This window comes from Parasphingomonas halimpatiens (assembly GCF_036663795.1).
Taxonomy (GTDB): Bacteria; Pseudomonadota; Alphaproteobacteria; order Sphingomonadales; family Sphingomonadaceae; genus Sphingomonas.
In genome coordinates this window covers 268,484-290,501 of sequence record NZ_JAXOJP010000003.1, presented here as the reverse complement: position 1 = coordinate 290,501, position 22,018 = coordinate 268,484, and the positions used below count along the sequence as shown (strand labels likewise).

Here is a 22,018-nt window from a genome sequence, read left to right as displayed (position 1 = left end):
ACCAACGCCAGCGCCAATATCCGCCGCGCCGCCCGGGCGCTCTTCGCTCGACCCGATGCCTGGCGAAGGTCAGCCGCCGTCATATCCAGTCGCGTAATCGTGATCCCAGACATCTCCGCCTCCAATCCAACACTTCCGCATCGAATCAGAAAATCAACCTCTTGGGAATCCCCGCAGAGTCAGTCCTTTCGCCCGCTGGTATCACTCCCGCCTTACCCGGAGCCGCCCGGCCCCGAAAGCAGCGTAGCGCGTGATGACGGGCAGGCGAGGGGCGCGGGGTGTCTTCCGCCGCAGGTGCTGCAGCGTTCGGCGTCAGCTGTTGCGGAAATCGGATAACCCGATTTCAGTTACTTCGCCGGGCTTGTTCTCACCGCAGCCGCTTGACGAACAGCCGCCCGTCGGCGCGGCGCTCGGTCGCGAAGTTCGGCACCGCCTGGATCATGTCGGAGAGATGGTTGAAGCCGTAGTTGCGCGCGTCGAAGCTCGAGCGGTTGGCGGCGATCTGGCCCATTTCGGACAGGCTGACATAACCCTTCTCGTCGCGCCGCGCGGCCTTGTAGGCGTCGAGCAGGAGCTTGAGCAGTTCGGCGCCGACCTCGCCGGCGGGCGGCGTGCGGCTGCCGATCGCCGGCGGGATCTGTGTCGGCTCGATCAGGTCGTCGCTGCGCATCAGCGCGTCGACGTCGATGAAGCGCGTGCAAGCCTGTTTGAAACCCTCGGGCGTCTTGTCCTCGCCAAAGCCATAGACCGGCAGGCCGTCCTGGCGGATACGCATCGCCAGCGGCATGAAGTCGCAGTCCGACGACATGATGCCGAAGCCCTCGACGCGGCCGCGGAACAGCAGGTCCATCGCGTCGATCGTCATCTTCATGTCGGTCGCGTTCTTGCCCTTGGTCAGGTCGAACTGCTGCTGCGGCTCGATGCCGTGCTTGACCGTCATGTCCTTCCAGCCCTTGAGCCCCGGCTTCGACCAGTTGCCATAGACGCGGCGGATGTTGACCGTGCCGAGTTCTGCCAGCACCGTCAGCACCGGATCGAGCGCGTGCCACGAGGCGTTGTCGGCATCGATCAGGAGCGCGATATTGCGCGTCGGGGTTTCGGGCATTAGATTCTTTCAGGATAGGAAATCGACAGGACCTCGTATTCGCGCTCCCCGACGGGAAGCGCAACCCGCCGGGTATCACCAACGGCTGCACCGCGTAACGCGCGGGCGAGCGGCGCGCTCCATCCGATGCGGCCGGCGCCGGCATCGGTCTCGTCGTCGCCGATCAGCGTGAGGATGCGCTCATTGTCGTCCTGGTCGGCGATCGTGACCGTGGCGCCGAACCAGATTCGGCTGCGGTCGGGTTGCGCGGCGGGGTCGATCACCTGCGCCGCCTTCATTCGCCGGGCGAGAAAGCCGAGCCGCCGGTCGATCTCGCGCAGGCGTTTGCGACCGTAGATATAGTCGCCATTCTCGGAACGGTCGCCATTGCCCGCCGCCCAGGAGATTACCTCGACCAGCTTGGGCCGTTCTTCCCCGAGCAGTACGGCGTACTCGGCGCTGAGGGCAGAATAGCCGGCCGGCGTAATGTAGTTGGGTCGCTGATCCATCGCCCAATCCTAACCCGCTTTGGGCATCAAGGGGAGGTCGCGGCAGCATGCCGTTCGCGACGGCCCGCAAGATTCTTTAGACGCGCCGCTCGCGATCCACACCCGACCGCATTTCTTGCCGATTTGTTGGGAAATTTAACTTATAATAATCAGCTATTTATCGTCGATCTACCCTGCTCGAAAAAGCAGGGTAGAATTGCGCGCTAAGCAGGGGAGAGGCGGGAAGCCGGCAGGGGGGAACCAGCGTCTGGCATCGCCATTTTTCTTCGGATCCACCATGTCAAAGAACCGCGTGTGGGCGATTTCCGACTGCGCGCCACAGCCGCACCCTGGCCAAATCGCGCCGTAATTGAATCACGCTGGACTGTGCCGGTAACTGGCAGCGTCGGGCCGGTGTCAGCCCGGACGGCCCTTGCCGAGATACCAGCTGAGCCGCGCGCTGCCGGTCGAGCGGGCGTGTTGCGGGTTCATCAGGTCGTAGACCACGGCGTTTTCGAGCACGCGCTGGACATAATTGCGCGTCTCGTAGAGCGGGATCGCCTCGATCCACTCGACGATGTCGGCGCTGCCCTGGCGCGGGTCGCCATGCGCGGCGAGCCATTTATTCACATTGCCCGGCCCGGCATTGTACGCCGCGACGGCCAAGGGATAGCTGCCGAACTGGTTGTAGACGCGCTGAAAATAGGTCGAGCCGAGCGTGATGTTATAGTCGGTGTCGTTGGTCAGCGCCGACATGTCGTAGCTCATGCCCAATTTGGTCGCGGTGTCGCGCGCCGTGCCCGGCATCAACTGCATCAGCCCGCGCGCCCCGGCATGGCTGATCGCGGCGCGGTCGAACTGGCTCTCCTGCCGCGCGATGGCGTGGACGATCGTCCAGCTGTCATTGGCGGCCGCGGGGATGCGCACGCTGGGGAAGCCGAGCGTCGAATAGTCGCTGAGGCCGTTCTGCAGCGCGCTGCGTCCGACCATCACGCCGAGATCGGGTCGGCCGAGCGTGCGCGACAATTCGTCGGCAAGGACATGGTCGCTGTCGCTCTTGGCGTCGGCGGCGATCTGACGGACGAAGGCGGTCTGGTCCTGCCAGTTGGCGAGCGTGCCTAGATATTGCGCGGCGCGGACGGTTTCGCGACCGTAGAAGGCGGCGCGGACCGGTGCTTCGATCGGGCGCACGACGGGGTCGCCCGGTGGCGCCAACGGCACGCCGAGCCGCTCCATGGCGAGTTGGCCGTAGAACAGGTCACGAAAGCCGGCGGCGCGGGTATAATCGCCATTGGCCTGTTCGCGACGCCCGGCGGCCTCGGCGGCGCGCCCGGCCCAGTAGAGCCCCTTGGACTGGATCGCCGGTGAGCGCGACGCGCCCGCATAGCGCAGGAACATCGCCGACGCCTCGTTGGCGCGCGCGAGTTGCTTGAGCGCGGTCTGCCCGGCGAGCCAGACGAGGTTGGTATAGTCGTCGCGCTCGCCATAGGGGCGGGTGCCGATGTCGGTGCCGGCCGGGTAGGCGCTTTCGACGTTGCGCGCGATATCGAACGCGGTGGCATATTGTGCATCGGCGACCGCGCCGCGGGCATTGTTCCACAGCAAGTCGATCCAGATGCCCGGATCCGCCGGTGGGGTGGTGAAGCTGCGTGGTTGGGCAAGCCAGGCGCGGACTGCCGGCGCGTTGCCATCGTTGCGCAGATAGGCCGCGCGATCCGCGACATAGCCGGCGTCGTTCGCCCCCAGCGCCTGCGTCGCGGCGAAACGCTCATTGGCGTCGGGCGCGTTGGTGCGGAAGGCGAGCCGCGCCTCGAACAGCGCGCGACGCGCCGGGCTGGTCAGTGCGAGCTGGCGCTGGGCCGCCGTGGTGGCGCCCTGCCACAACAGCATGTCCATCCGCGCATCGTGATCGGCCTGGCCGAGCGTCGACGCGAAACCCGTCAGGATCGCGCTTTCCTCGGCCGGCGGCAGCGCACCCGAGACCCACGCCATGTGCGCCGCGAGCGCGGCCTCGTCGCGCATCCCCGTCGATGCCAGTGCCTGGGCGAAGCGCGCCTTCGACGCGTTGCTCATCGGCGGGAAGCGGCGGAAAAAGCTGACGGCGGTGCTGGGTGACCAATTGCCCGCGTCCAGCGCCTTTTCGGCGGCGCGGCGCAGCGCCATCTCGCCCGGCCAGCCGGGATGCGCAATCAGGAAGCGGGCATAGCTCTCGAACGGCAGCCCGCTCGCCGCCTGCAGCGATTTCCATTCGGTGATGGTTGCGGACAAGGCGGCTGTGCTCGCCGAATCCCCGCTCAATATCTGCGTCGCGCGACCCCAGCCGAGCTGATCCTGCCCGGCTCCCGAACCGATCGCGAGCCCCGACACCCCCGCGAACAGCATCCCCGTCTTGATCAAGGACGTCATCATGTGGACAGGATAGGCCAGTCGCACCTATCTGTCGCCCCGGAATATCGCAAAATTCGCCGGTTTCGGCGTCCCACAGGAGCACATTCACCATGTTTTCCGGATCGATCCCGGCGCTTGTTACGCCGTTCGACGCCGATGGCGCCTTTGCCGAAGCCGCCTTTCGCGATCTGGTCGAGTGGCAGATCGCCGAAGGATCGGCTGCGCTGGTGCCGTGCGGAACCACCGGCGAGGCGGCGACGCTGAGCGCGGAGGAGCATTTTCACGTCGTCCGCGTCTGCGTCGACCAGACGCGCGGGCGGGTGCCCGTCATTGCCGGCGCCGGCTCGAACGATACGCGCGTCGCCATCGCCAATATCCGGGCGGCAAAGGCATCGGGTGCCGATGCCGCGCTGATGGTGCCGCCTTATTACAACCGCCCCAACCAGGAAGGCATCTTTCGGCATTTCGAGGCGGTGGTCGGCGCCTGCGACCTGCCGATCGTGCTCTATAACGTTCCTGGCCGCACCGTCACCGACATCGCGGTCGAGACGATCGGCCGCCTGGCGCACGCTTTTCCGAGCATCGTCGGGCTGAAGGATGCGACGGGTGCGATCGCGCGCGTCTCGGCGCAGCGCGCGGCGGCCGGCGCGGATTTCGTCCAGCTGTCGGGCAATGACGACATGGCGCTGGCGTTCAACGCGATGGGCGGCACCGGGTGCATTTCGGTCACCGCCAATGTCGCGCCGAAGCTTTGCGCGGCATTCCAGGCGGCGTGCGCGGCGTCAGATTATGCTGCGGCGCTGGTGCTTCAGGACCGCCTGTTCGCCCTCCACACCGCCTTGTTCACCGACGCCTCGCCGGGGCCGATCAAATATGCGTTGACTCGCGTGCGCCCGGATTTCCCGCCACACCTGCGCCTGCCGATGACGTGGCCGGGCGAGGCGAGCCGCGCGGCGGTCGATGAGGGCTTGTTGCAGGCCGGGCTCGCAGGCTGAGCGGGGAATTCCTTCCGGCCCCCCGTTGGGCAGCTTCCCTTCCGTGTCCGGCGCGCCTACATCGCCACCGCCATGGCACGTCCCAAACCCGCAGTCTTCGAAAAGACCAAGATCGTCGCCGAGAACCGGCGCGCCAAGTTCGATTACTTCATCGACACGGTGTTCGAGGCGGGCATTGCCTTGACCGGTACCGAAGTGAAGAGCCTGCGCTTCGGCGAGGGGTCGATCGCCGAGAGTTATGCCGAAGTGAAGGGTGGCCAGGTCTGGCTGATCAATTCCAACCTGCCCGAGTTCAGCCACGGCAATCGCTACAATCACGAGCCCAAGCGGCCGCGGAAATTGCTGCTGCACGAGCGCGAGATCAACAAGATGCACGGCGCGGTGGCGCGCCAGGGCATGACGCTCGTGCCGCTGTCGATCTATTTCAACGCGCGCGGGCGTGCCAAGGTCGAACTGGCGCTGGCCAAGGGCAAGAAGGAACATGACAAGCGCGACACGATCAAGGCGCGTGACTGGAAGCGCGAACAAGGGAGACTGATGCGTGATCGTGGCTGATCCGGGCGAGCCGGTCGGACCTGCGGGACGTGCGATCAACTGGATCAAGCACCACATTCCGACCCACCAGTCGATAGAAGCCAATCGCTTTCTGCGGCCGGTGGCGCATCGCATCCTCGTGCCGTCGCTGTGGCGATTCAACCGGCGCTCGGTGCCGCGCGGCGTCGCGCTCGGCGTGCTGGCCGGCATCCTGTTTCCGTTCGCGCACATGGCGCTCGCGGCCGTGCTCGCGCTGCCGCTGCGCGCCAATGTCCCGGTTGCCGTGGGGACCACGCTGATCAACAATCCGGTGACGTTTCTCCCGCTGCTCGCGGCCGGGGTGAAGGTCGGCAACTGGATCTTGCGCGTCGACCGGCAACTCCCCGGTGCGCCGATCGCGACCAATGTGCATGCCCATGTCGGCTGGCTGCACTGGCTGGCGCAGGGATCGGCGGCGGCGATCGTCGGGCTGACGGTGATCGCGGTGACCATGTCGATCATCAGCTATTTCGCCACCGGTCTGATCTGGCGGCTCAAGATCGCGCGCAAATGGCGCCGGCGGCATGTCAAAACGGGAAATTGACGAAGCGTGTCATTCGGATAGAACAGCTGGGTTCTCCCGTCAGAAGGAATCCCCATGCGTCGCTCGATTCTTGCCGTCACCCTGCTCGCCGCCACTGCGATCGGCGGACTGACCTTCGCCCAGACCCCGCCCGCGAGCGGACCCGACATCGGTAGCTTCGGTTTTGATGAAGCCGGCATCGACAACAGCACGGCGCCGGGCGACGATTTCGGCAAATATGCCGGCGGCGCCTGGGAGGCACGCACCGAAATTCCCGCCGACAAGGCGACCTATGGCATGTTCAACGCGCTGGCGGATCGTTCGCTCGAGCAGACGCGCACGATCCTTGAGCTGGCGCAGCAGACGCCGGGCAACAAGATCGGCGATTTCTATGCCAGCTTCATGGACGAGGCGGCGGTCAACGCCAAGGGGATAACCCCGGTCAAGCCGTGGATCGACGCGATCAGCGCGATCGGCGACAAGACGGCGCTCGCAGGCAAGATGGCCTCGTTGCAGCGCCATGGGGTCGGCGGCCTGTTCGGCATGGGGGTCGGTCAGGACGACAAGGCGCCCGATCACTACATTGTCGGGCTGTATCAGTCGGGCATTGGTCTGCCCGACCGCGATTATTATCTGAAGGACGATCCCAAGCTCGCCGACACGCGGGCAAAATACCAGGCCTATCAGGCACAGATGCTCGGCCTTGCCGGGCTCGATAACGCGCCGGCACGCGCGGCAGCCGTGTTTGCCTTTGAGAAGAGCCTGGCCGAGGCACATTGGGATCGGATCGCGTCGCGCGATGCCGACAAGACCTACAACAAATGGACGGCCGCCGATTTCGAAGCCAAGGCGCCGGGCTTCCCGTGGAAGATCTTCATGACGGCGGGCGGCACGGCGAACCAGCCGAGCTATCTCGTCGGCATGCCCAGCGCGCTCAGCGGCGAGGCCAAGGCGTTCGCCGACGCGCCGATCGGTGTGCTCAAGGATTATATGATCCTCAAGATCCTGCGCTCCTATGCCGGTTATCTCGCCAAGCCGATCAACGACGCCAATTTTGCCTTTTACGGCACGGTGCTGAGCGGTGCGCCGCAGCAGCCGGTGCGCTGGAAGCGCGCCGTCGGCACGGTCAGTGGCGCGATGGGCGAGGCGGTCGGCCAGCAATATGTCGCGAAATATTTTCCGCCGGAGTCGAAGGCGGCCGCCGACCAGCTGGTCAAGAACATCATTGCGGCGATGGGCGCGCGGATCGACAAGCTGACCTGGATGGCGCCCGAGACCAAGGTCAAGGCGCATGCCAAGCTCGCCGCCTTCATGCCCAAGATCGGCTATCCGTCGAAATGGCGCGACTATAGCGCACTGACCGTCACGCGCGACGATCTCGTCGCCAATATCGCACGCGCCAATGCGTTCGAATATCAGCGCGGGCTCGCCAAGCTCGGCAAGCCGATCGACCGCACCGAATGGGGTATGACCCCGATGACGGTGAACGCTTATGCCAATCCGACGATGAACGAGATCGTCTTTCCGGCGGCCATCCTCCAGCCGCCCTTCTTCGACGCCAAGGCCGATCCGGCGGTCAATTATGGCGGCATCGGCGTGGTCATCGGCCACGAACTGAGCCACCATTTCGACGACCAGGGCCGCAAATACGATCCGACCGGCAAGCTCGCCGAATGGTGGACCGCGCAGGACGTGTCGCGTTTCACTGCGATGACCGATAAGCTGGTCAAGCAATATGACGCCTATGAGCCGCTGCCGGGCCTGCACATCAAGGGCGGGCTGACGTTGGGCGAGAACATGGCCGATCTCGCCGGCCTCGCGGTGTCGCGCGACGCCTATCTCCGCTCGCTGAACGGCAAGCCGGCGCCGGTGATCCATGGCTGGACCGGTGACCAGCGCTTCTATCTCGGCTATTCGCAGGTCTGGCGGATCAAGTTCCGCGAGCCGGCGCTGCGCTCGCAGGTGATTTCGAACGAGCATTCACCGGGCCCGTTCCGCACCATGGAAGTGCGCAACGTCGATGCATGGTACGACGCCTTCGGGGTCAAGCCGGGCAACAAGATGTATCTCGCCCCGGCCGATCGGGTGCATGTCTGGTAAGCGTTTCGCGTTCAGGAGAATGACCATGAAGACGTCGCACCTTCTTGCGCTGGCCTCGGCCGGCGCGCTCGCCGCTGTTATCGCCGGCGGTGCGATCGCCCGCCAGCCCGCCGCGCACGCGGCGGCGCCGGCGGCACCAGCGGCGAAGGGAAAACCGCAATTCGGCACCTTCGGGTTCGACGAGGCGGGCATGGACCGGTCGGTCGCGCCCGGCGACGACTTCTATGCCTTCGCCAATGGCACGTGGAGCAAGAACACGCCGATCCCGGCCGACAAGTCCAATTTCGGCGCGTTCGAGGTGCTGCAGGACCTGTCCGACCAGCGCACGCGCGGGCTGCTCGAGGCAGCGGGCAAGGATCCGGCGTCGAAGATCGGCCAGGCCTATACCACCTATCTCGATACCGCGACGATCGAGAGCAAGGGCCTCGCCCCGATCAAGCCGATGCTGGCATGGATCGAATCGCGCAATACGCCGGGCGAATATGCCGCGGTGCTGGCGCTCACGGCACGCGCCGGAATCGGCGGGCCATTCGGCACCGGGGTAACCTCCGACGCCAAGAATCCCGATGCCTATACCGTCGGGCTGCGGCAATCGGGGCTCGGCATGCCCGACCGCGATTATTATCTCAGCGCCGATCCCAAGCTTGCGGCGGCGAAGGAAGCGTATCAGGCGCATGTCGCCAAGATGCTGAGCCTGGCGGGCGAAGCCGACAGCGAGGCGCGTGCTGCGGCGCTGGTCGCGTTCGAGACCGGGATCGCCAAGGCGAGCTGGACGCGGATCGAGAGCCGCGACGCCGACAAGACCTATAACCGCATGTCGCTCGCCGACCTGCAAAAGGCGGCGCCTGGCTTCGATTTCGCGACCTATTTCCGCGCCAACGGCCTGCCCGGCGAGAGCCTGATCGTCGGCCAGCCAAGCGCGATCACCGGCATCGCCGCGCTGATCGGATCGACACCGCTGCGCGTGCTCAAGGACCAGTTGATCGTCCGCGCGCTCGACGCCTATGCCGACGTGCTGCCCAAGGCGTTCGATGCCGAACAGTTCCACTTCTACGGTACCGTGCTGTCGGGTACGCCACAGCAGCAGGAGCGCTGGAAGCGCGCGGTGCAGTTCACCAGCGGGGCGCTGACCGACGACGTGTCAAAGGTCTATGTCGCGCATTATTTTCCGCCCGCGACCAAGGCGGCGGCCGACCTGCTGGTCAAGAACATCATCGCGGCGATGAACGTACGGATCGAAAAGCTCGACTGGATGGCACCGGCGACCAAGGTCAAGGCGCATGCCAAGCTCGCCGCCTTCACCCCGCGCATCGGCTATCCGTCGCAGTGGCGCGACTATGCCACACTCAGGATCGTGCCCGGCGACGCGCTCGGCAACGAGCTGCGCGCCAACAAATGGGCCTATGATTACAACCGCGCCAAGCTCGGCAAGCCGGTCTATCGCTGGGAATGGGGCATGACCCCGATGACGGTTAACGCCCAGGCCAATCCCACGCTGGTCGCGATCACCTTCCCGGCCGCGATCCTGCAGCCGCCCTTTTTCGATCCCAACGCCGACCCCGCAGTCAATTATGGCGGGATCGGCGCGGTGATCGGCCATGAGATGAGCCATCATTTCGACGACCAGGGCAGCAAGTTCGACCTTCACGGCAAGCTGACGCAGTGGTGGACCGACGCGGATGTGGCGAAATTCAAAAAGCTGAGCGGCGATCTCGTTGCCGAATATGATAAATACGAGCCGCTGCCGGGGATGCACGTCAAGGGTGCGCTGACTTTGGGCGAGAACAGCGCGGACCTTGCCGGTCTCAGCGCGGCCTATGATGCCTATCACCGTTCGCTCGGCGGTCGCCCGGCGCCGGTGATCGGCGGCATGACCGGCGACCAGCGCTTCTATCTCGGCTGGGCGCAGGTCTGGCGACGTAACTATCGCGAGGCGAACCTGCGCAATCGCCTGCTCACCGATCCGCATTCGCCGAGCGAGCAGCGCACCTGGATCGTGCGTAACATGGCGCCATGGTATACCGCGTTCGGCGCCAGGCCGGGGCAGAAACTGTATCTCGCCCCGGCGGACCGCGTGCGCATCTGGTAGGCGCACGAGGCGGAAGGGGCAGGGCGCGCCATCGGCGCATTCTGCCCCTTTCCCGCTTGACCCCATCGCCAAGGCGGCCATGACAAGGCGATGGCCAGTGTTCCCGCCTCTTCTCCTTCCCCGTCGCCGGCGCGCGGCGCCGCGCTGATCGCCGGCGGCTGCGGAATCGCTGCCGCGCTGATCGTCCTCGGCGTGCTGCGTAGTCTGCCGGTGGCCGCCGCGTTCCTCGCGACCGGGCTGGTGGTTGGCGGCGCTTTGATCGTCGCGCGGCGGCTGTTTCCGCCAGCCGCGCGCGCTGCAGCCGAGCCCGACTGGAGCGTGGCGCGCGCGCTGGCGGCGGGCTCCGGCGATGCGCTGGCGGTGACCGACCGCGCCGGCCGCCTGGTCTGCGCCAACGACCGCTATGAGGCGCTGTTCGGCGGCTTTCCCACCCCGCCGGCGCTGCCGATCGGCGACGCCGACGCCTCTCTGCTCGGTGCGGCGGGGCGCGCGGCGTGGCGTGACGGCATGGCGCGCGTCGCCCGGCTGGTCTCGCGTGGCACGCCGTTGTCGGTCGAGGTGACGCGCGCCGGCGACGCCGAGGACATGCTGGTGTGGCGCTTCGGCGGCGCGCAGGGGCTCGACCTTGCCAGCGATGTCGAGGGCTTGATCGCCGGCGCGATCGGCGACCGGTTGGCGTCGGCGGGCATCATGACCGCGCTGATCGATTCCGACGGCCGGGTCTGTGCCGCGAACCGCGTGCTGCGCGCGCGCGCGATGGGCCATGAGGAAGGCGCGATCACCGGGCGCGATTTCGCCCGTTTCCTGATCACCGACAGCCATGGCCAGGTGCGCTTCGAGCGCGAGGGGCTCGGCGGCACGACGTTGCGCGTGCTGCAGATCCCGTTTCTCGAGGGCGACGGCGTCCCGATGCTGATCGCGCTGCTCGACGAGGAGGAGAATGAGACCCCGGCGATCGGTGCGAGCATCACCGCGCATGTCCGCAGCCTCGTCTCGCTGATGCCGTTCGGCATGGCGCTGGTCGGCGACGATGGGCGCTTCCTGCAGATGAACGACGCGTTCGTGCGCGCCGCCCAGGTCGATCCGGCATCGCCGCCGCTCTATCCCGGCGACCTGGTGGTGCGCGAGGACAAGGCGGTGGTGGCCGATGCGATCCGCCGCTTTGCCGGCGGCGCGACGCATTCGACCGATCTCGCGGTGCGGCTGAAGGACCATCCCGACGAACCCGTCGCGATGTCGATCGCCGGCGCTCGCGGGCTGGGCGAAGCCTCGGTGCTGCTCAGCCTCAAGGACAATAGCGAGGAGAGCCGGCTCAAGCGCGAGGTGGCGCAGGCGACCAAGATGCAGGCGGTCGGCCAGCTCGCCGGCGGCGTGGCGCACGATTTCAACAATATCCTCACCGCGATCATCGGGCATTGCGACCTGATGCTGATGCGGCACTCGCCCGGCGATAGCGACTATGACGACATCCAGCAGATCCGCGCCAATTCGAACCGCGCGGCGAGCCTGACGCGCCAGCTGCTCGCCTTTTCGCGCCAGCAGACGCTGCGGCCGCAGGTGCTGCAACTGCCCGACGTCATTTCCGAAGTGTCGAACCTGCTCAAGCGGCTGCTCGGCGAGACGGTGGCGTTGACCGTCAAGCATGGCCGCAATCTCGGACCGGTCCGCGCCGATCCCGGGCAGCTCGAACAGGTCGTCGTCAACCTTGCGGTCAATGCGCGCGACGCGATTCTCGCCAGTGACCCGCGCGGCGGCGGCAAGCTGTCGATCAATACCTTTGCGGTCGCCGCCGACGAGGTGCGCCGGATGGGGTCGGACATCATGCCGATCGCCGACTATATCGCGCTCGAGGTGGCGGATACCGGCGGAGGCATTCCGCCCGACATCCTGCCCAAGATCTTCGAGCCCTTCTTCACCACCAAGGAAGTCGGCAAAGGTACCGGGCTCGGGCTGTCGACGGTTTACGGCATCGTCAAGCAATCGGGCGGCTACATCTTCGCCGATTCGAAACTGGGGCAGGGGACGACCTTCACCATCTATCTGCCGGTCCATAGCGCGCCGGCACCGTCGCCGACCAAGGTCGTCACGCCGATCAGGCGCGACGACAAGCCGCCCGACCTGTGGGGCTCGGGCACGATCCTGCTGGTCGAGGACGAGGACATGGTCCGTGCCGTCGCCGAGCGGGCGCTGAGCCGGCAAGGCTATACCGTGCTGACGGCAGAGCATGGCGAAGCGGCGCTCGAACTGCTCGCACGCTGCGAAAAGCCGGACCTGCTGATCTCCGACGTGGTGATGCCGCTGATGGACGGGCCGACGATGGTGCGACACGTCCGGTCGCGCTATCCTGACCTGCCGATCCTGTTCATGTCGGGCTATGCCGAGGAGCAGCTGCGCAAGTCGATCGACCTCGATAATGTCGCCTTCCTCGCCAAGCCCTTTTCGGTCCAGGAACTTGCCGAGGCGACGCAACGGGTGCTGGCCGCGAAATGAACTGGCGGCGCGGTAAAGCCGCCGCTAGTGACGTTGCATGAGTGGCCCGCAACGCATCCTCCTGGTCGAGGACGAACCCCTGATCGCGATGATGCTCGAGGACTTCCTCGAAGTTCTCGAAAAGACGCCGGCCGGGACCGCCGATACCGTCGCCGCAGCGCTCGCGCTGGTCGCGGCCGGCGGGATCGATGCCGCGATCCTCGACGTCAATTTGCGCGGCGGCGAACAGAGCTGGCCGATCGCCGACGCGCTGGCGGCACAGGGCATACCCTTCGTCTTTGCAACGGGCGGGACGCAGGATGGTCTGATCGAGGCGCATCGCGAGCGCCCGACGCTGGCCAAACCCTTTACCATGGACGGTGTCGCCAAGGCGCTTGCCGCGCTGGGGTAACCGGGTGGGGTCACCTGATGGTGTCTTAGCTGAAATCGGCAGAAGACGCCTCACTGCAGATATGAGTGAAGCTGATATTGACGGCTGAAAGGCGGCTTTCAGACGCTCGGCATGCGCTTCACGCGGCGCCGCGCCAGAAGTGTTGCATCCGCCGCGCTCGGCGACGGCAGTGGGCGATCAGCCCTCATTACGTGGAATGCGCCACAGTTGTCATCCGGGCAACCACATGGAACAGTATCGACGTGGTAGCGTGTACCGCCACTGCGAGCCTGCATGCTGTTCATCTTCTCTTCGCTCTTGATCGTATCGATGATCGCATTGCGCTTGAGAAATTTTCCGGACATTCGAAATTCCTGCGAATAGATCGTGGCGTGATGTGGGACTGCCGGCAGTGACCGGTCTCCCTCCAATATTCCTGGCTCGCGATTCATGCGACCGTGTGTGATCCGCTCGACCTCGTTCCTACCGGCTATCCGGAAGCCAATTCCTGTAGCGCGGCGACCAGCCGGTCGACCTCGCCCGCTTCGTTGTAATGGCATAACCCGACGCGCAGCAGCCCGCCCGTATCCGCGAGACCGAGCCGTGCGATCGGCTCGACCGCATAAAAATGCCCTGCCCAGGCGTTGATCGCATGCTTCGCGAGGTGCGCGGCGATCGCCGCCGGATCATGTCCCGCCAGCGTGAAGGCGAAGGTCGGGACGCGACCGTCCATCGTCGGCGGGCCGTAGAGCTGCAAGCCCGGGACGGTGGCGAGGCCGGCGAGCAGCCGCTCGCCCAGCGTCCTTTCATAGGCGATGCACGCCTGCATCGCTGCGAGCAGCGCGCTGCGGCGATCGTTCACGCCGGGTGCCACGGTGCGGCCGAGCCATTCGAGATAGTCGATCGTGCCGAGCACGCCGGCCTGGCCCTCGAACGAGGGCGTGCCGGTTTCGAAGCGCACCGCCGGCGGGTGGCTGGCGGCGGGACGGACCTTATAGGCGCTGAGCGTGTCGAGCAGTTCGGCGCGGCCCCACAGCACGCCCTGATGCGGCCCGAAGAATTTATAGGGCGAGCAGGTGAGGAAATCGCAACCCAGTGCCACGACATCGGTCGGCAGATGCGGCACCGATTGCACCGCATCGACGAAGATCAGTGCGGCGCTGTGGGCGCGGACGATGTCGATGATCGCGCGCAGATCGTTGATCGTGCCGAGCGCATTGCTCGCCCCGCCGACCGCGACCAGCCGGGTGCGCGGGCCGAGCAGCCCGGGAAGGTCGTCGAGCCGCAACGTGCCGCTGTCGGGATCGAGGTCGATCCAGCGCACGACGACATCGCGATCGCGCGCCGCGAGCAGCCAGGGCGAGACATTGGCATCATGGTCGAGCCGGCTCAGCACGATCTCGTCGCCCGCCTGCCACTGCTGCGCCAGCGCACGCGACAGCGCGAAGGTGAGCGACGTCATATTCGGCCCAAAGGCGATCTCGCCCGGCTGGCCGCCGAGCAGATCGGCCATCGCCGCATGCGCCGCCGCGCTCACCGCATCGCTATCGACCGAGCTGGCGAAGCTGCCCCCGGCATTGGCGGTGCCGCTGCGCAGGTGGTCGACCATCCGCTCGATCGCGTCGGTGCAGATCTGCGTGCCGCCCGGCGCGTCGAAATAGACGCGCTGCCCGCCCGCGTCGCACATTGTGAGGGCGGGGAAGCGCGCGCGGACCGCGTCGATCGGGAAGGCTTGTGACGTCACGTCGCGCCTACACCACGCCATTGGTGGCGAAATGTGCCAGCATTTTCGTCCAGCCATCTCGCGCGTCGGCCTCGTTGTAGCTGGCGCGATAATCGGCGTGAAAGCCGTGCTGCGCATCCGGGTAGACATGGATGCACGAGCTGGTCTTGCCGGCGGCGGTCAGCGCCGCGATCATCGCGTCGCGATCCGCTGCCGGGATTCCCTGGTCGAGCCCGCCATAAAGACCGAGCACCGGCGCCTTGAGTTCGGCGGCGCGCGCGATCAGCGGCTTGAGCTGGCCGTACCAGGCAACGCCGGCGCGGATATCCGGGTCGACCATCGCGCTGCGCCACACCACCGCGCCGCCCCAGCAGAAGCCGGTAATGCCGATCCGCTTGGCATCGCCGAACGGGCGGCTCTTGATCCAGTCGGTGGTCGCACGAACGTCGCCATCGACCTGTTCGACGCTGGCCTGCTGGACGATCGGGATGATCTGCTTGAAATCGGTCATCGCCGGCAGGCTGACGCCCGAGCGATAGAAGAAATCGGGCGCAACCGCGACATAACCGAGCTTCGCCAGCCGGCGGCAGATGTCCTTGATATAGTCGTGGATGCCGAAAATCTCGTTGACCACGACGATCGTCGCGTGGCGCGCCTTGCCCTTGGGCCGTGCGACATAGGCGGGGAGCGGCTTGGCGGCGCCGTTGGGGATCAGCGCCTCCTCGATCACCAGATCGTCTGCGGGGGTGAGGATCGGCGCCGCATCGGCGGCGACGGCGGCGAGCGCATAACCGACGAAGAACATGCTCGCCGCGGTACGCCGCGAGATGTGAAAGTCCTCGGCAAGGGCACCTTCGGGGCGGGTCAGCAGTGTCATGGTTGCATCCTTTGCGAGGGGCAGGGGGCTTTGCGAGGGGCAGGTGGTGGCGTTCAGGCGATCCGTTGCGGCATGGCGGCGGCATCTTGCTCGAGCGACGCGGCCGGGGCGACCGATTCCCACGGGAAAATGAACCAGTCCTTGGTGTTCGCGCGATCGATCGTCCGCGCGGCATAGTCGACGCGCTGGCTCGAACGGATATTGTCGAGCAGCGTGGCGAAGCGCATGCCATCGGGCGTCGCGCCCTCCGCGGCGAGAATCGCGCGCATCTTGCCGATCGTCGCGCCGCTGTCGTTGATGTCGTCGAGGAACAGCAACCGCTCGCCGGCGCGGGTGCGCGCGGCGAGGCGGGCAAGCGGGGCATCGGCGAAGTCGCTGACCTGGCTCGAATAGTCGACCGACAGCATCGGCATGCCGGTGGCGTGGCTGAGATACACCGCCGGTGCCAGCCCGCCGCGCCCGATCCCGATGATGAACGACGGCACCCAGTCGGCGTGCGGATCGAGCTGGGCGGCGAGCGCCATGACGTCAGCGACGAAATCGTCGTGCGAGATCGGGGTGAAGACCGGCATCTCAGTGCGCCGCCACATAGGCATCGAGCGTCGCGAGATGCGTCGCCACCGTTTCGTCGGGCAGGAACGAGCCGAGGAAACTGTTGCGCGCCAGCGTGACGAGGTCGTCGCGGTCGAGCCCGCGACCCGCCGCGGCGGCGCGGTAATTGTCGGCGATATAGCCGCCGAAATAGGCCGGGTCGTCGGAATTGATCGTCGCGCGCAGGCCGGCCTTGAGCATGCGGTCGATCGGGTGATTCGCCATGTCGTCGACCACGCAGAGCTTGAGGTTGGAGAGCGGGCAGACCGTCAGCGTCATCGCCTCGCGTGCGAGGCGGGCGGTGAGCACCGGATCCTCCAGGCTGCGATTGCCATGGTCGAGCCGGTCGATGGCGAGGATGTCGAGCGCCTGATGGACATAGTCGGGCGGGCCCTCCTCACCGGCATGCGCCACGAGCTTGAGGCCCTTGGCGCGCGCCGCGGCGAAAACGCGGGCGAATTTCTCGGGCGGATGACCAAGCTCGGACGAATCGAGCCCGACGCCGGCGATCTGGTCGAGCCACGGCTCGGCGGCAGCGAGTGTGGCGAAGGCGGCGTCCTCGTCGAGATGACGCAGGAAGCACAGGATCAGCTGCGATGTCAGGCCGTGCTTCGCCTCGGCCGCGGCCATGCCGGCGAGCAGCCCCTCGATCACCGTGGCGAAGGGGATGCCGCGATCGGTATGGGTCTGCGGGTCGAAGAAGATTTCGGCATGGATCACGCCGTCGGCCGCCGCGCGATCGAAATAGGCAGTGGCGAGGTCGCGGAAGTCATCCGCCGTGCGCAGCACGTTTGCGCCGGCATAATAGATGTCGAGAAAATCCTGCAGGTTGGAGAAGCTGTAGGCAGCGCGCACTTCCTCGACGCTGGCAAAGGGAATCGTCACGCCGTTGCGCTGGGCGAGCGCAAACATCAGTTCCGGCTCGAGGCTGCCCTCGATATGGAGATGGAGCTCGGCCTTGGGCAGGCCGGTGATGAAGGCGGAGAGGTCGGTCATCCGGCGGTCATCGCCCGCGATGCGCGTGAGGGCAAGCGCCGGTCGCGCGACGTTCCAACAAAATTTTCTGTTCCGCTCTTGTTCTATCGGAACAAACCAGATACGAAGCTTCCAACACGCATTGAATGCAGGTGGCATTCGGGCTAGCGGCGGAGGCGGTAATGGCGGCATCACTGAAGGTCATCGGTAACGACATGGCAGTTTCCAACGATAAGGCGGCGAACGAGCGCGCCAAGGCACTCGACGCGGCACTGGCGCAGATCGATCGCGCATTCGGCAAGGGGTCGGCGATGCGGCTCGGCTCGAAAGAGACGATGCAGGTCGAGACGATCTCGACCGGCTCGCTCGGGCTCGACATCGCGCTCGGCGTCGGCGGCCTGCCGCGCGGCCGGGTGATCGAGATCTACGGCCCGGAGAGCTCGGGCAAGACGACGCTGGCGCTGCACGTCATCGCCGAGGCGCAGAAAGGCGGCGGCACCGCGGCATTCGTCGATGCCGAGCATGCGCTCGACCCGGTCTATGCCAGGAAGCTCGGCGTCAATATCGACGAGCTGATCGTCTCGCAGCCCGACACCGGCGAGCAGGCGCTCGAGATCGTCGATACGCTGGTGCGCTCGAATGCGATCGACGTGCTGGTGATCGACTCGGTCGCCGCGCTGGTGCCGCGCGCCGAGATCGAGGGGGAGATGGGCGACAGCCATGTCGGCCTGCAGGCGCGGCTGATGTCGCAGAGCCTGCGCAAGCTGACCGGCTCGATCAGCCGCTCGCGCTGCATGGTGATCTTCATCAACCAGCTGCGGATGAAGATCGGCGTGATGTACGGCAACCCCGAGACCACGACCGGCGGCAACGCGCTGAAATTCTACGCCTCCGTCCGCCTCGACATCCGTCGTACCGGCCAGATCAAGGACCGCGACGAGATCGTCGGCAACACCACGCGGGTGAAGGTCGTCAAGAACAAGGTCGCGCCGCCGTTCAAGCAGGTCGAGTTCGACATCATGTACGGCCAGGGCGTGTCGAAGATCGGCGAGATCCTCGACCTCGGCGTCAAGGCCGGGCTGGTCGAGAAGTCGGGCGCCTGGTTCTCGTACGACAGCGTGCGGATCGGCCAGGGCCGCGAGAACGCCAAGACCTTCCTCAAGGAAAATGCCGAGATGGCCGACCGGCTGGAGGCGTCGATCCGTCGCCACACCGACCGCGTCGCCGAGGAGATGATGGCGGGTCCGGAGCCCGACGACGATATCTGATCGGCGGATCCGGCCCCGTCGTGACGGGGTCGGAACCAAAATCCCGATCGCGCATTTTCGATACATCGATTTCAACTGGCGGTGTCGTATCCGTCGCAAAGCCCGGAAAGGCCCGCCCGCGTCGGCGGGCCTTTCATTTTATGTCGGATCGCGCGCTTTTACGGACTTGGCCGACCGGCTATGCCTTCCGACGGGGAGGGCGCGATGACCGGGACCGACGACACCGACCGCCGTATCCGCGGCTTCATCGATCGCTTCACGCCCGATATCGCGACGCGCGCTCATGCCTGTCGCGCCGCGATCCGCGCCCGGCTGCCGACCGCCCTCGAACTGGTCTATGACAACTACCAGGCCCTGGCGCTCGCCTTTGCGTCGAGCGAGCGGCAGAAGGATTGCGTCCTGTCGATCGCGGTCTATGCCAAGGTCGTTCGTTTGTTCTTCTATTATGGCGTCACGCTGCCCGACCCTGAGGGGCGATTGCCTGGCACGGGCAATCAGGTCCGTAGCCTGCTGCTCGACGGCCCGGAAACATTGGCCGATCCGGCCGTCGAAGCCTTGATTGCCGCAGCCCTTTTGCAAGGAGAACGTCCGATGCCCGATCACGGCGCAGGCATGAGCATCATCAAGTCGGTATCGCCCAACCAGCGGCCTCGCCGCCCGGCAGGCGCATGACTGGCGCACACGACTGGAGCGGCGCGGTCGGCGACGTCTGGGCAGCCGAATGGCAACGCACCGATCGCGGCTTCGCCGCCATGACACCCTTTCTCGACGCCGCCATTCTTGCCGTCGCGCCCTTGCAGGGCAATGCGATCGATATCGGCTGCGGTGCCGGCGGGACCAGCCTCGCGCTGGCCAGGGCCCGCCCCGAACTGACGGTTACGGGCGTCGATCTCTCGCCCTCGTTGATCGACATTGCGCGAACGAGGGGCGCCGATTTGCCCAACCTGTCATTCCGCGTGGCCGATATCACGCTGGGTAACGCGCTGGACGACTCCGCCGACCTGCTGGTGTCGCGCCACGGCGTGATGTTCTTCGACGATCCCGTCGCCGGGCTGGCGGCAGTGCGGCGCGTCGCCCGGCCCGGCGCAGCGTTAGTATTCTCGTGTTTCGACAGCGTGACACGCAACCGCTTCGCCGCCGATCCGCTCGCAACAGCAACCGGTCAGGAACCCGTGTCCGCCACGGGCTACGCGCCCGGCCCGTTCGCTTTTGCCGACCCCGATTTCGTCGCGGAGACGCTCGCGGCGGCAGGCTGGACCGATCTGCATCACCAGTCTGTTGCGTTCGCCTATCGGGTCGGGGGCGCCCCCGATCCGGTCGGCGATGCGGTTAATTTCTTCACCCGGATCGGGCCGGCGGCACCCCTGTTGCGCGCCGCTGCACCCGATGCGCGTACCGCGATGATCGCCCGGTTGACCGAGTTGGTGACACGGCACCTGCACGACGGCGTGGTGGATTTTCCCGCGGCGGCATGGCTATGGTCGGCGCGGGCAGCCTAAGGAACCGGCCATGACGATCATCGTACATCATCTCGAGAACAGCCGTTCGCAGCGCATCCTGTGGCTGCTCGAGGAACTCGGCCTGCCCTATGAGATCAAGCGCTACGAGCGCGAGAAGAAGACCATGCTTGCCCCGCCCGAACTCAAGCGCGTCCATCCGCTCGGCAAGTCGCCGGTGATCGAGGACCGCGATGATGGCGGCAGGATCGTCGCCGAGACCGGGGCGATCGTCGAATATATCGTCGAAAAGGCCGATGGCCGGCTCGGCGCACCGGCGCACCGCGACGATGCGTTGCGCTACCGCTTCTGGCTGCATTATGCCGAAGGCTCGCTGATGCCGCCGTTGCTGATCAAGCTGGTGCTGAGCCGGATCCCGCTGATGGGCAAGCTGGCGCAGAAGCGGATCCAGCCGATGATCGACGTGCATCTCGACTATGTCGAAAGCGAACTGGCGCAGCGCCCCTGGTTCGCCGGCGATGAGATGACCGCGGCGGACGTGATGATGAGCTTCCCGCTCGAGGCGGCGCGCAGTCGTGCTGGGCTAGACGCGTCCCGCCCGGCGACGACCGCCTGGCTCGCCAAGGTGCATGCGCGGCCCGCTTATTGCACCGCGCTGAGCAAGGGCGGGCCCTACGCTTACGCGTGACCGCTGAGGCCATGGCCGGGTGCGTGCGGCGGTTCGATTTCGGATGGTGCGGGCGGTTTGAAGCCGCCCTCCCATTTCGACACCACGCTCGCCGCAATCGCATTGCCCAGCACGTTGGTCGCCGAGCGGCCCATGTCGAGAAAATTGTCGATCGCGAGGATCAGCAGCAGGCCGGCATCGGGAATGTTGAAGTGCGGCAGCGTTGCCGCGATCACCACGAGGCTGGCGCGCGGTACGCCGGCGATGCCCTTCGACGTGACCATCAGCATCAGCAGCATGCCGACCTGCGTCGCCAGCGACAGCTCGATGCCATAGGCCTGGGCGATGAACAGCGACGCGAAGGTCATGTACATCATCGATCCGTCGAGATTGAACGAATAGCCCAAAGGCAGCACGAAGCTGGCGATGCGCGGCGGCACGCCAAAGCGCTCCAGCGCTTCGAGCGTGCGGGGCAGGGCGGCCTCGGACGAAGCGGTGGAAAAGGCGAGCAGCGCCGGCTCGCGAATATAGCGCAGCAGCAACCCGGTGCGACGACCGATGACGAGGAAGGCGATGCCGATCAGCAGCACCCAGAGCAGCGCCAGCCCGATATAGAAGCTGCCCATGAAATAGGCGAGCTGGCCGATGACGCGCGGCCCATTCTGCGTCAGTGCGGCGGCAACCGCGCCGAAAACGGCGAACGGTGCGAAGCGCATGACATAATCGGTCACCTGCAGCATCACCGCGACCAGCGCGTCGGTGGCGCGGACGATCGGCCGGGCGCGCTCGCCGATCGCCGTCATTGCGACGCCGAAGAACAGCGAGAAGACGACGATCGGCAGGATGTCGTTGGTCGCCATGACGCCGACGATCGAGGTCGGGAAGATGTGCTTGACGAAATCGACCGGGTCGAAGCTCGCCTTGGCAAGGCCGGTGGCAGCGGTGGCCGGCGGGATCGGCAGGTTGAGGCCAATGCCCGGGTGGAGCAGGTGGACCATGATCAGGCCGAGCGTCAGCGAGACGAGGCTGGCGCCGATGAACCACAGCAGCGCCTTGAGCCCGACCCGGCCCAGCGCGCCGGTGTCGCCCATATGCGCGATGCCGCTGACCAGCGTACCGAACACCAAAGGCGCGATGATCATCTTGATCAGCTGAAGGAAGATCGTCGTGACGAGCGAGAAGTAACCGCCGATCGTCTTGAGCGTCGCGGCGGCGGCGGGGGTGCCGTCGTCGATCCGCAGATTGATTCCCCAGCCGACCACGATGCCCAGCGCCAGGGCGATCAGAATGAAAAGCGTCAGCCGCTTGGCCATGAAAATACCCCCGGGGAATCGACGGCGCGCAGCCAAGGGGATTGCGG

The 22,018-nt window shown here is 66.1% G+C and carries 20 protein-coding genes; 11 read left to right on the top strand and 9 right to left on the bottom strand.

The genetic code is table 11. The features are described 5' to 3' along the window. Nucleotides 1-367: 367 nt before the first annotated feature. The 3 genes from U1839_RS05315 to U1839_RS05305 all read right to left on the bottom strand — a co-directional run bounded on the left by U1839_RS05315 (nt 368) and on the right by U1839_RS05305 (nt 3,981). Complete coding sequence (locus tag U1839_RS05315) at nt 368-1,105, bottom strand: NYN domain-containing protein (protein ID WP_332802614.1); 738 nt, start codon at nt 1,103-1,105, stop codon at nt 368-370. Then, the gene (gene greB, locus U1839_RS05310; protein ID WP_332802613.1) at nt 1,105-1,593 is read right to left on the bottom strand and encodes a transcription elongation factor GreB; all 489 of its coding nucleotides are present in this window, start codon (nt 1,591-1,593) and stop codon (nt 1,105-1,107) included. Before greB ends, U1839_RS05315 begins: the two co-directional genes overlap by 1 nt. A gap of 396 nt (nt 1,594-1,989) precedes the next feature. Continuing rightward, a complete protein-coding gene (locus tag U1839_RS05305; RefSeq protein WP_332802612.1) occupies nt 1,990-3,981 on the bottom strand; it encodes a lytic transglycosylase domain-containing protein in 1,992 nt (663 codons plus the stop codon). A gap of 89 nt (nt 3,982-4,070) precedes the next feature. Here U1839_RS05305 and dapA point away from each other — a divergent pair, with 89 nt between their 5' ends. The 7 genes from dapA (at nt 4,071) to U1839_RS05270 (ending at nt 13,121) form a co-directional block, all read left to right on the top strand. Then, nucleotides 4,071-4,955 (top strand): 4-hydroxy-tetrahydrodipicolinate synthase, encoded by an 885-nt coding sequence (dapA, locus tag U1839_RS05300; protein ID WP_332802611.1) that lies wholly within the window; start codon nt 4,071-4,073, stop codon nt 4,953-4,955. Nucleotides 4,956-5,027: 72 nt separating this feature from the next. Further along, nucleotides 5,028-5,510: an SsrA-binding protein SmpB gene (gene smpB, locus U1839_RS05295; RefSeq protein ID WP_332802610.1), complete on the top strand. Its 483-nt coding sequence runs from the start codon at nt 5,028-5,030 to the stop codon at nt 5,508-5,510. Then, entirely contained in the window at nt 5,497-6,072 is a 576-nt protein-coding gene (locus U1839_RS05290; protein ID WP_332802609.1) for a DUF2062 domain-containing protein, read from the top strand. Before smpB ends, U1839_RS05290 begins: the two co-directional genes overlap by 14 nt. 54 nt (nt 6,073-6,126) lie before the next feature. After that, complete coding sequence (locus U1839_RS05285) at nt 6,127-8,151, top strand: M13 family metallopeptidase (protein WP_332802608.1); 2,025 nt, start codon at nt 6,127-6,129, stop codon at nt 8,149-8,151. Between the two features lie 25 nt (nt 8,152-8,176). Then, nucleotides 8,177-10,240: a M13 family metallopeptidase gene (locus U1839_RS05280; protein WP_332802607.1), complete on the top strand. Its 2,064-nt coding sequence runs from the start codon at nt 8,177-8,179 to the stop codon at nt 10,238-10,240. A 90-nt stretch (nt 10,241-10,330) separates the two neighbouring features. Then, a complete protein-coding gene (locus U1839_RS05275; protein WP_332802606.1) occupies nt 10,331-12,730 on the top strand; it encodes a hybrid sensor histidine kinase/response regulator in 2,400 nt (799 codons plus the stop codon). A gap of 37 nt (nt 12,731-12,767) precedes the next feature. Then, on the top strand, nt 12,768-13,121 hold the full coding sequence (locus U1839_RS05270; protein ID WP_332802605.1) for a response regulator: 354 nt from the start codon (nt 12,768-12,770) through the stop codon (nt 13,119-13,121). Between the two features lie 98 nt (nt 13,122-13,219). Here U1839_RS05270 and U1839_RS05265 read toward each other — a convergent pair whose 3' ends face one another. The 5 genes from U1839_RS05265 to U1839_RS05245 form a co-directional block, all read right to left on the bottom strand. Beyond that, entirely contained in the window at nt 13,220-13,465 is a 246-nt protein-coding gene (locus U1839_RS05265) for a hypothetical protein (RefSeq protein ID WP_332802604.1), read from the bottom strand. A gap of 125 nt (nt 13,466-13,590) precedes the next feature. Continuing rightward, complete coding sequence (locus U1839_RS05260; RefSeq protein ID WP_332802603.1) at nt 13,591-14,844, bottom strand: cysteine desulfurase-like protein; 1,254 nt, start codon at nt 14,842-14,844, stop codon at nt 13,591-13,593. A gap of 7 nt (nt 14,845-14,851) precedes the next feature. Then, on the bottom strand, nt 14,852-15,700 hold the full coding sequence (locus U1839_RS05255) for a dienelactone hydrolase family protein (protein WP_332802602.1): 849 nt from the start codon (nt 15,698-15,700) through the stop codon (nt 14,852-14,854). A 53-nt stretch (nt 15,701-15,753) separates the two neighbouring features. Next, the gene (locus U1839_RS05250; RefSeq protein WP_332802601.1) at nt 15,754-16,272 is read right to left on the bottom strand and encodes a phosphoribosyltransferase; all 519 of its coding nucleotides are present in this window, start codon (nt 16,270-16,272) and stop codon (nt 15,754-15,756) included. Between the two features lies 1 nt (nt 16,273). Further along, on the bottom strand, nt 16,274-17,287 hold the full coding sequence (locus U1839_RS05245) for an adenosine deaminase (protein WP_332802600.1): 1,014 nt from the start codon (nt 17,285-17,287) through the stop codon (nt 16,274-16,276). Between the two features lie 161 nt (nt 17,288-17,448). Between U1839_RS05245 and recA the strand changes: the two genes are divergently transcribed. The 4 genes from recA (at nt 17,449) to U1839_RS05225 (ending at nt 20,679) form a co-directional block, all read left to right on the top strand. Next, nucleotides 17,449-18,534 carry a recombinase RecA gene (recA, locus tag U1839_RS05240; protein ID WP_332802599.1) on the top strand — a complete coding sequence of 362 codons (1,086 nt, stop codon included), beginning with the start codon at nt 17,449-17,451 and terminating at the stop codon, nt 18,532-18,534. Nucleotides 18,535-18,738: 204 nt separating this feature from the next. Further along, nucleotides 18,739-19,206: a hypothetical protein gene (locus U1839_RS05235; RefSeq protein WP_332802598.1), complete on the top strand. Its 468-nt coding sequence runs from the start codon at nt 18,739-18,741 to the stop codon at nt 19,204-19,206. Continuing rightward, on the top strand, nt 19,203-20,033 hold the full coding sequence (locus U1839_RS05230; RefSeq protein WP_332802597.1) for a class I SAM-dependent methyltransferase: 831 nt from the start codon (nt 19,203-19,205) through the stop codon (nt 20,031-20,033). The genes U1839_RS05235 and U1839_RS05230 overlap by 4 nt, the downstream gene beginning before the upstream one ends. Nucleotides 20,034-20,043: 10 nt before the next feature. Then, entirely contained in the window at nt 20,044-20,679 is a 636-nt protein-coding gene (locus U1839_RS05225) for a glutathione S-transferase family protein (RefSeq protein WP_332802596.1), read from the top strand. Here the strand turns inward: U1839_RS05225 and U1839_RS05220 are convergent. Then, nucleotides 20,670-21,971: a dicarboxylate/amino acid:cation symporter gene (locus U1839_RS05220; RefSeq protein WP_332802595.1), complete on the bottom strand. Its 1,302-nt coding sequence runs from the start codon at nt 21,969-21,971 to the stop codon at nt 20,670-20,672. The genes U1839_RS05225 and U1839_RS05220 overlap by 10 nt on opposite strands. Nucleotides 21,972-22,018: the final 47 nt, after the last annotated feature.

What these genes read in the sequence shown, in the direction of transcription:
- U1839_RS05315 (WP_332802614.1), bottom strand. Translation starts at nt 1,105, where the DNA reads ATGCCCGAAACCCCGACGCGCAATATCGCGCTCCTGATCGATGCCGAC.
- greB (WP_332802613.1), bottom strand. Translation starts at nt 1,593, where the DNA reads ATGGATCAGCGACCCAACTACATTACGCCGGCCGGCTATTCTGCCCTC.
- U1839_RS05305 (WP_332802612.1), bottom strand. Translation starts at nt 3,981, where the DNA reads ATGATGACGTCCTTGATCAAGACGGGGATGCTGTTCGCGGGGGTGTCG.
- dapA (WP_332802611.1), top strand. Translation starts at nt 4,071, where the DNA reads ATGTTTTCCGGATCGATCCCGGCGCTTGTTACGCCGTTCGACGCCGAT.
- smpB (WP_332802610.1), top strand. Translation starts at nt 5,028, where the DNA reads ATGGCACGTCCCAAACCCGCAGTCTTCGAAAAGACCAAGATCGTCGCC.
- U1839_RS05285 (WP_332802608.1), top strand. Translation starts at nt 6,127, where the DNA reads ATGCGTCGCTCGATTCTTGCCGTCACCCTGCTCGCCGCCACTGCGATC.
- U1839_RS05280 (WP_332802607.1), top strand. Translation starts at nt 8,177, where the DNA reads ATGAAGACGTCGCACCTTCTTGCGCTGGCCTCGGCCGGCGCGCTCGCC.
- U1839_RS05275 (WP_332802606.1), top strand. Translation starts at nt 10,331, where the DNA reads ATGGCCAGTGTTCCCGCCTCTTCTCCTTCCCCGTCGCCGGCGCGCGGC.
- U1839_RS05270 (WP_332802605.1), top strand. Translation starts at nt 12,768, where the DNA reads ATGAGTGGCCCGCAACGCATCCTCCTGGTCGAGGACGAACCCCTGATC.
- U1839_RS05265 (WP_332802604.1), bottom strand. Translation starts at nt 13,465, where the DNA reads ATGTCCGGAAAATTTCTCAAGCGCAATGCGATCATCGATACGATCAAG.
- U1839_RS05255 (WP_332802602.1), bottom strand. Translation starts at nt 15,700, where the DNA reads ATGACACTGCTGACCCGCCCCGAAGGTGCCCTTGCCGAGGACTTTCAC.
- U1839_RS05250 (WP_332802601.1), bottom strand. Translation starts at nt 16,272, where the DNA reads ATGCCGGTCTTCACCCCGATCTCGCACGACGATTTCGTCGCTGACGTC.
- U1839_RS05245 (WP_332802600.1), bottom strand. Translation starts at nt 17,287, where the DNA reads ATGACCGACCTCTCCGCCTTCATCACCGGCCTGCCCAAGGCCGAGCTC.
- recA (WP_332802599.1), top strand. Translation starts at nt 17,449, where the DNA reads ATGGCGGCATCACTGAAGGTCATCGGTAACGACATGGCAGTTTCCAAC.
- U1839_RS05235 (WP_332802598.1), top strand. Translation starts at nt 18,739, where the DNA reads ATGACCGGGACCGACGACACCGACCGCCGTATCCGCGGCTTCATCGAT.
- U1839_RS05230 (WP_332802597.1), top strand. Translation starts at nt 19,203, where the DNA reads ATGACTGGCGCACACGACTGGAGCGGCGCGGTCGGCGACGTCTGGGCA.
- U1839_RS05225 (WP_332802596.1), top strand. Translation starts at nt 20,044, where the DNA reads ATGACGATCATCGTACATCATCTCGAGAACAGCCGTTCGCAGCGCATC.
- U1839_RS05220 (WP_332802595.1), bottom strand. Translation starts at nt 21,971, where the DNA reads ATGGCCAAGCGGCTGACGCTTTTCATTCTGATCGCCCTGGCGCTGGGC.